The 7,116-nt window shown below is 69.8% G+C and carries 3 protein-coding genes; 1 reads left to right on the forward strand and 2 read right to left on the reverse strand.

Annotated elements, in window-relative coordinates; translation table 11 throughout:
• Window position 1 precedes the first annotated feature (1 nt).
• Both Q664_RS09695 and Q664_RS09700 read right to left on the reverse strand, forming a co-directional pair.
• Complete coding sequence (locus tag Q664_RS09695) at window positions 2–5,881, reverse strand: FG-GAP-like repeat-containing protein (protein WP_052517901.1); 5,880 nt, start codon at window positions 5,879–5,881, stop codon at window positions 2–4.
• Window positions 5,882–5,920: 39 nt separating this feature from the next.
• Window positions 5,921–6,232 (reverse strand): PqqD family protein, encoded by a 312-nt coding sequence (locus tag Q664_RS09700; protein WP_235216630.1) that lies wholly within the window; start codon window positions 6,230–6,232, stop codon window positions 5,921–5,923.
• 167 nt (window positions 6,233–6,399) lie between these two features.
• Between Q664_RS09700 and Q664_RS09705 the strand changes: the two genes are divergently transcribed.
• A complete protein-coding gene (locus tag Q664_RS09705; protein WP_052517903.1) occupies window positions 6,400–6,981 on the forward strand; it encodes a cytochrome c oxidase assembly factor Coa1 family protein in 582 nt (193 codons plus the stop codon).
• Window positions 6,982–7,116 lie beyond the last annotated feature (135 nt).

The raw sequence follows: 7,116 nt of genomic DNA on the forward strand, positions 1-7,116 counted from the left end.
CCTAATACCAGATTCGCACCCGGGCGCCCGCCGGGTCCAGGTTGTCTCCCGCCGCGATGTCCGGTCGTCCATCACCGTTGAAGTCTCCCGCCGTCACGCTGATTCCCAGGGCCTTGCCACCCGACACCCGGCCCTGATTGAAACCACCCACCGCCCTGTCGAACTCCGAACCCGGCACCCCCTGGTTGTAGAGGACCCAGACCGAGTTGCCCGAGGAGGAGTTCGTTCCGGCCACGAGATCGAGCCGGCCGTCTCCATTGAAATCGGTGCAGGCCAACCCATTCCCGAAGTTGCCGCTCCCCTGGATGGTCAGCGTCGGAGCGGGGGAGAAGCCCGTCGTCGTGCCATCCGCGAACAGGAAGAGCTGATCCATCACGGGATGGCTGAGCACCAGATCGAGCCCCGAGCCCCCGAGCAGGTTCACTCCGCCACACCCCTCGGTGCCGAATCCGTCGAAGCGGTTGCCGTCCGTTCCCGGGGAGCGGGTCAGGGTCTGGAGGGTAGAACTGGTGGAGATGGGGCCGGGGCCCGCCGTGTCGAGCACCACCTTGCCCGAGTGGACGTAGGCCTTGTTCAACGTATCGCGCGAGGCCGGCAGCAGGAACTCCCCGTAGCCATCCCCCGTGATGTCCCCCAGCGAGAGCAGCGCCCGCGCACGGCCGAAAGTAGCGCTCTGGTTGGAGGGGACGGGCGTCTCCCCCATGAAGATGCGATCCGCGCTCGCCGCGGGGATATAGCAACCCGTGCTGCTCACGGTGCAGGCCCCGCCCGAAGTGGCATCGACCCGCAGCGCCTCCCACTGCGCCCGGGTCCGGCCGTAGAAGAGGTACACCCGGCCCACGTTGCTGCTCTCGTAGGGGGCGCTGATGGCCACCTCCCCGAGACCGTCATTGTTGCTGTCCCCGATGATGCGCGCCGTGATGCCGAACAATCCGGCGGTGCCAGTGGTCGCACGGAACTCGATGGGCGACGGGTCCACGCCTCCGTCCGTTCCGGTGCGGCCGAAGTAGAGGAAGGCCCGGCCGCGACTGCCGCTCCAGGCCGGTGCGCCAACGAGAAGATCGGCCTTGCCCTCCCCCGCCGCGTCTCCGGCATTGCCGATGCCAAAGTCGTAGCCGAAGAATTGCGCCGCCGTATCTGGCGGAAGCAGGGTCCGGGTGACAACGGATGCGCCACCTCCCGAGGGGAACACGTCCGTCCCCGAGTACACGTACACCGCGCCCCGGTTGCCGCTCAGGCTGTAGTTGGCGACCACCAGGTCATCCCCGGGCAGACCATCCAGATCGCCGGCCCCCACGAGGAAGCCGAAGTGGGTACCCGCGCCCGGATTCGTCACATCGCGGCCGCGCAGGAAGTTGTCCACGGAGAGTGGTGCGGCGATGCGGCTGTAGTTGCCCACCTCGTCGCGAGCGCGGACCTGGATGGAGTAGGAGGTCAGCGACGGCAGCGGCGTGAGCGTGACGGAGGTCGCGGAGGACGGCAGCGTCGAGCCGGTGGCCTGCTTCACCTTGTTGGAGAAGAAGATGGCATCCGTGGTGATGCCACCGGCCTGGGCCACGGGCGTCGTCCAGCGCACGTCGTACGCGCTGGCCACCCCCGTCGCTCCATCATCCCCCACCGCGCTCCAGTTGACCGCGACCGAGGCGGTGCGCTCGGCCCCTGGTACCAGACTGGCCGTCGCCACCGGAGCCGCTGGGGTCCGGACATCCACGGTGACCGTGGCGTTGCGGATCGTCTCGTTGCCGTTCGCATCCCGAGCGATGATCTCCAGGGTGCCCGTCGTGTCGTGTGGCAGGGTGATGGGCAGCACGAGCGACTTGTCATCCGAGTCCACCACCACCTCGGGCTTCACCAACTCCTCTCCCCTGTAGCGCACGCGGACCGCGCCGTTGAGCGCGCCGGTGACCTGCAGGGAGAGCTCCGCCTCGGCGTCCCCCTCCGGGGAAAGATCGGCGAGGTAGTTGGAGGGCTTGGACGAACGGAACAAGGCCTCGTTCGTGTCCGCCACGTAGAAGAGCGTCGTCGGGGCCGGCACCACGCTCTTGAAGACGGGGGGCGTGAGGTCCACGGAGATGCTGGTGCTGACGGAGGTGACTGTCGCCCCGTCATCCATCTCGAGGCGCAGGGCCGTCGTCGCCCCATCCGGGAGCGTGACGTTGAACCCGAAGACACCGGTGGCCGCATCCGCCGTGGCCGTGGCCTCGGGCGTCGTGGCCGAATCGCGGAACAGACGGACCTGCCGCCCCTTGCAGGCTCCCGTCACACCCTCGATGCGGTACTGCAGGCCCGCCACCGTCGGCTGCAGGTCATCCTTTCGCGCCAGGGTGACCGCGGTCCCCGAGGGCTTCGTGAAGCGTTGGTCGCACCCCACCAGGGTGACCTCGACGTTCTCCACGGTGACGGTGGTGACGTTGCCCGCCAGGTCGCTCACCTCGAAGCGGATGTCCTGGACGCCGAACAACAGGTTCGTGGTCACGGCGGCCACTCCGTCACTACCCACGACGGGCGAGCCGATCAGCGAGGGCGTGCTCCCATCCTTCGGGACGCTGTGGATGCGGACCGTCCTCCCCTCCGCACCGGTCACCTTGGCGCGCAGCGACACGATGGACGAGTCCAGCACCGCCCCGGGCTCGGGAGTCGGAGCCTCTGGCGTCAGTCCGGGCGGCTCGAAGTCCACCGTCACGGTCCGAGAGGTGGACGCCGTATTGCCCGCCTCATCCGTGGCCTGGAGGTTGAACGTATAGGCCGTGGTCCCCGTGGCCGGAACCGTGAACAGCTCCGAGACCTTCAGTGCCACGGGTATACTCGTCCGGGTCTCGTTGAGCGGCGTGAGATTCACCTTCACGCCCCCGGAATCCACGTCCGCGCTCGTCACGGCGGAGAGGAGGAGTTGGTAGCCCGGAGAGGGATCCGCGTCATCACCGGGGCCGAGGACCACCTTGCCGGGCGAGACGATATCGAGGGCCGGTGCGCGGCGGTCCAGGCGGAACGAGGTGAAGGCCGCGAGGTTGAGCGGGTCCAGCGGCGTGGGGCTGGAGAGCTTGTTGGAGTTACCCGCCTGGTCGGTGACGGTCGCCACCAAGGAGTAGCTCGCCTCCACCGAGCCCGGCGGCAGGCTGGTGAGGGCCACGTGCGCGACCCCGCCCGACACCGGCGCCTGCCCGAGGAGCGTCACTCCGCCCACTTCCCGCACCTGCACCATGCGCCCGTCCTCCAGTCCCGTGACGGAGGCGGTGAGGACCGGAGCGCCCGTGGGCTGCTCAGCCAGGTTGAGCACCGCGTCCCCATTGGCATCGTTCTCGAGGCTCAGGAGGGTAACGCGCGGCCGGACCGAGTCCACCACCAGGGAGACCGAGGCCGTCTCCGTGAAGCTCGCGTCATCCAGGACCGCCTTGAGGGCGTATTCCCCATCCGGGTAGGTGAAGTCCGCCACGAAGGCGGGCACGTCGGAAACGAGCGTGAAAAAGCCCGAGCCATCCCGGCAGGGCGTGGCCCCGGTCGCCAGGGGGATGCTCGTGCAGATGTCCACGCGCTTGCCCACCGCGGAGCCCGACAGCGAGTACTGCAAGGGCGCCTGGATGCCGACGACATCCGGATTGCGATCCGAGCCCAGGTTCATGGTGGACGCCGTGCGCGAGGGGAGCACGAGCGTCAGGGCGCGCGTCGCGGTGTCCACGGTGAGCAGCTCCGTGGCGCAGGCCGACACACCCGTGGCACTGACGAGCGTGGCCCGCAGGGGGTTGGCGCCCTCGTTCAGCTCCACACCGGAGAAGACCTTCTCCTGAGCGGTGTCCGAGGCGGTGACCGGCAGGGAGCCCACCTCTCGCGAGCCCAGGAAGAGCTTGAGCTGTCCGGCGCTGCCGGCGGACACCGACACGCGCACGTCCACCGTGAGTCCACCACCGGAGCGGACCGTGCCATCCGCGGCGCCCAGGGCCTTGCCCGCGGCGGGGGCGACGATGGCCAGGTGCGCGCCCGTGAGGCCGAGCGTCAGCGCCTTCGTCCGCGTGGTGCTGTTGCCAGCGGCATCCGTGACCCTGACGGACAGCGTGCACGCGCCTGTCGCGGGCACCGTCACCTCACGCAGCAGGGCGAGTCCGGAGGCATCCGCTTCCGCACGCACGTTGTTGCCCGGATCGCAGCCCGTGACGGCCACCGTGGCGAAGGGCTCGGTGCGGGCGGAGACGATGACCTGCGTGCCCGGCAGCGCGGAGGTGTCGCGCGTCTGGGTGCCCAGCACGCCACTCCCACCGTCCTCGCTGGAGACGGACACCAGCACCTCGGGGCTCACGGTGTCCCGCGTCACGGTGAGCGCCTGGCTCACCCCGAGCGTCCCGCAGTCGGCGACGAGCTGGTAGATGCCATCCGCGCCGAGCGCCACCGACACCTGGGCACTGCCACCCGTCACGCTCCCCGTCGTCCGCGTCTCCTCATCAGACGAATTCCGTAGACGGACCGTGACCGGACCCGTGCTCGTCTCCACGCGCACGGACAGGGCCGGGTCCGACACCGCCACGCCCGGCAGGGGCGAGACGATGCGGCAGGCGGCGCGCCCGGTGCTCACATTCACCGTCGCGCTCTTGCACGAGGGCGGCAGCGCGGGATTGCGCACGCAGGCCTGCACGGCATTGCTGCCCTCGGCGAGCGAGACGCGCCAGGTGGCGATACGTCCGCCCCCCTCCGCCGTCGCGGTGGCCACCCGCACCGGCGTGCCGGGCGTGCTCGTCACGGTCGTGGAGAACTCGATGACCGTCGCCGGATCGCTCGCGCTCGTCGTCGCGGTGACGTCCACCTGGATGCCGTTGGTGGGGTCACCATCCACGTCCACCACGGACGACGGCGTGGAGAGCCCGACGGCATACGGCGTGGGCGACACCACCACGTCGAAGGGCCGCTCCACCGGATTGCCACCGGAGTCCGTCACCCGCAGCGTGTAGGGGTACACACCTCCCGTGGGCACCACCACCTCCGGGAAGGAGACGACACCACCGGACACCTTCGCGGACAGCGGCGTCTGGCCCTCGCGGGACAGCGTGGCCACCGTGCCGTCCTCGCAGCAGCCCACCACCGCCTCCACCGTGAAGGTCGAGGAGGGCACGGGCGCCACGGGCGAGGACAGCTCCACGCGCGGCGCCACCGAGTCCAGGGTGAAGCTGCGCTTGGAGCTCGCCACGTCCTGGTCGCCATAGCGCACCACCGCGTAGCACTCGGCCACCTGCGCCTCGCACGCGGCCTCGGTGAGCGTCACCGGCACCTCGGTGACACCGCCTGGCGCCACCGTGAAGTCCGCCGTGGGAATCCCGCAGGCATTGCCGCAGTACAGCGTGCCCGGCCGGCCCGCCAGCCCGCTGCTGCGCAGCGTGAACCGCACCTGGTAGCCCGGCGTGGCCGGGTCCGCGTCATCCGACTCGCGCAGCACCTGGCCCTCGGCGGGGCCGGAGATGTCCACGCTCCATGTCTCCCCGCCCACCGTCACGCTCTGGCTGTGCGTGGCCGTGCGCTTGGAGCCCGCCTCCTCCACCGTGATGCGCAGCACGTTGGTGCGCCCCGGCAGCGTCACCGAGGGGAAGCTCACCCGGCCCCCGTCGATGAACGCGACCGTCGTCTCGCGCCACGAGGGCTCTCCCGGCATCTGCACTTCCAGCTTCGCCCGGGTCAGCGTCACCGCCCGGCCCGACGAGTCCGTGGCCTCCGCCACCACGTCGTACTGGAAGCCCGCGGCCACCGGGTCCGCGTCATCCCCCTGGGCCAGCCGCTGGCCGTCCACGGGCTGCGTGAAAGCCACCGTCAGCTCGGATTCCACCGGCGGCGTGCCGCACGTACACCCCGCCACCCACAGCGCACACGCCGCCAGAAGCCACTGCCATCCCACTCGATGCATGAGTCGCCTCTCGCTGTGCTGGTTCCGGCCTGCCCGGGCTCACGGCCCGAGCACCAGCACCTTCTTGTCCACCAGGAGCCTCACGAAGGAGACCGTGTCCTCACGGCATCGCACCGGCTCCACCTCGAATTCCTCACACAGCACGGCCACGATGTCGCCCACCGTCCGACACCCATCGACCAGCTCGAGGATGCGCTCGGCCACCTCGGACACCTCGCCGCCCTCGTCCTCGAACGTGTGCAGGGTGTCATCGGGGCCCACCGCCAGCATCCGGTCTCCGACCCGCTGGAGCCCCGCCTCCGGGTGGAGACGCGGCACCACATCCATCACGTCATCCCCGCGCGTGCTCACCAGGCTCTCACCCCGCCTGTCCTCGACGAAATGGGTGGGATGCTACCCGGTCACGGCCTCCCGGGCCAGGAACGCGGCCCGCTCGCTGGCCCTGTTGTCGACCACTCGGTAACCGCTATGACGAGGGGTGCGCCGCCCGCCCGGTGGCGCGAGGAGACGGGAATTTCATGAACACGACGACAGAGGGGCAACTGGTCCCCCAACCGGGCTGGTGGAGCCGCAACTGGAAGTGGGCGGTACCCTCGGGCTGTCTGGGGCTGCTGCTGTCCTGTGGGTGCCTGGGCGCCCTGCTCTTCAGCGCCACGGCCTGGCAGTCGCTGCGGGGCACGGGCGTCCTCGTGGACGCGGTGACGCAGGCGAAGCAGTCACTGGAGGTACGCGAGGCGCTCGGTGAGCCCATCGAGTCGAGCGCGATACCCCAGCAGTACAACATGTACACCGGGAATGACGGGAGCTCGGCCCGCTTCGCCGTGGGCGTGAAGGGCCCCAAGGCCAGCGGCACCCTGTACGGCGAGGGCCACAAGAAGGACGGCGAGGAGGCGTGGACGTTCACCACGTTGAAGGTGGAGATTCCGGATCATCCCGTCATCAACCTGCTCGGCCCCGCGCTCGAGCCGGCTCCGGAGACCGTTCCCTTCGATCCCAAGTCGCTGCCAGACGTGGAGCCGCTGCCGGAGAACGAGGAGCCCGCTCCGCGGAAACCCGAGCGGGGCGGGTCGGCACAGGGCCAGGAGGACATCCAGCTCTGATCCGCGGCCATTTCCCGTGGCCAATTTCCCCTCTCCCCTCGGGAGAGGGACGGGGTGAGGGTGCCACGCATCCTGGGTTGAACCCCCTGTCCCCACTGTGGCCCACGGGTTGAAGAACGGGTCCAGGCACCCTCA

Origin of the sequence: Archangium violaceum Cb vi76 (assembly GCF_000733295.1) — a bacterium.
GTDB classification, from domain to species: Bacteria; Myxococcota; Myxococcia; order Myxococcales; family Myxococcaceae; genus Archangium; species Archangium violaceum.

Coding starts and splice junctions, on each gene's coding strand:
- Q664_RS09695 (WP_052517901.1), bottom strand. CDS start 5,881: ATGCATCGAGTGGGATGGCAGTGGCTTCTGGCGGCGTGTGCGCTGTGG.
- Q664_RS09705 (WP_052517903.1), top strand. CDS start 6,400: ATGAACACGACGACAGAGGGGCAACTGGTCCCCCAACCGGGCTGGTGG.